General features: G+C 73.2%; 1 protein-coding gene. It reads left to right on the top strand.

The annotated features are described in order from the left end of the window. Positions 1-1,510, top strand: a 1,510-nt coding sequence (locus tag AB0E67_RS36455) for a lantibiotic dehydratase (RefSeq protein WP_362035159.1), incomplete at both ends; no start/stop codon positions are given.

The following is a 1,510-nucleotide window of genomic DNA, read 5'->3' as shown; positions in this document are numbered from 1 at the left end:
TCGTCGTCGGTGTTCTTCTCGAGTTGGTCGATCGACGCGCTGGCCAGGACGTTGTCGGCCGACGAACGGCTGATGGCCTGGATCCCCCCGCGCCGGATGCCCTACATCCGGGCCGACTCCGACGACGGACCCGTCCGCGTCCCCGGCCGCGCCCCGCAGCAGGCGCCACCCCAGCTGGTGGTCCTGCTCCGGCTGGTGGACGGCCGCCGGCCGCCGGGCGAACTGGCCCGCGCACTGGGCGTACCGCCCGCCGAGGTGACCGCCGCACTGGCCGAACTGGTGCGCCGCCGCTGGGTGACCTGGCGGCTGGAGGTCCCCTCCGGGCCGCATCCGGACCGGGAGCTGCGGTCCATCCTGGAGCGGGTGGGTGATCCGGTGCTGCGGCGTGGTGCGCTGGAGCCGTTGGAGGTGCTGGAGCGGGGACGGGACCGGGTGCAGGCGGCCGGTCGTGACGCCGGTGCGCTGTGCGAGGCGCTCGCCGCGCTGGAGGAGGACTTCACCCGGATCACCGACACCGCCTCCCAGCGCGCCAAGGGCACCCATACCGCCCCGAACCGGTCGCTGGTCTACTCCGACACCCGACGCTCCGCCACCGCCCGTGTCGGCCGCGACGTGCTGGACGCCATGGCGCCCCTGGACCCGCTGATGACCAGCGCCGCCTGGCTGATGTCGCAGCTCGGCGCCCGGGTGGAGCGGCGGGCCGTCGAGGTCTACGAGAAGCTGGCCGCCGCCTCCGGCGGGGACCGGGTCAACCTCGCCGACTTCTGGTTCGCCTGCATGCCGATCCTGCACGGGGCCGCGGTCACGGACGCCGAGGAGGTACTGGCGGAGTTCCAGCGCCGCTGGGCACGGATCATTCCCGTCCCGGAGGGTGCCCGCCATGTCCGGGCGACGCACTCCGCGATCGCACCACGGGTGGCCGAGGCGTTCCCCCCGGCCCCCGCGGCCTGGACCGCCGCCCGCTACCTCAGCCCCGACGTGCTGATCGTCGCCCGCGACACCGAGTCGGTCGGCAACGGCGACTTCGAACTGGTCCTGGGCGAACTGCATCTGGCGTCCAACACCGTGGGCGCCTCGCTCTTCGTCAGCCAGCACCCCGATCCGGACGAACTCCTCCGGCTGACCGGCCAGGACCATCCGGGCCCCCGGCTGCTGCCGCTGCTGCCCAAGGAACACAAGTCGCGGCTGTCCGTCCGGGTGCGCAATGTGCTGGTCCGGCCGGAGGACTACTACATCGCCCTGCTGGAGCTCACCGCCGACCCGCACCGGGACCGCACCGTACTCAGTGCCGACGCCCACGTCACCCGACGCGGGGGCCGGCTGGTCGCGCTGCTTCCGGACGGCGGCGAGTTCGCCGTCACCGATGTGTTCGGCCATGTGCTGACCACCCTGGCCATGGACATGTTCCGGCTGCTCCCCGACGCGGACCATGTGCCGCGGGTGGCGGTGGACAGGTTGGTGGTGTGCCGGGAGTCGTGGCGGTTCAGGGGTGGGGATCTGGGGTTCGCGG

Origin of the sequence: Streptomyces sp. NPDC032161 (genome assembly GCF_040636995.1) — a bacterium.
Classification (GTDB): Bacteria; Actinomycetota; Actinomycetes; order Streptomycetales; family Streptomycetaceae; genus Streptomyces.
Note: the sequence above shows the minus strand (reverse complement) of the source record. Positions and strands in the feature narration are given on the sequence as shown.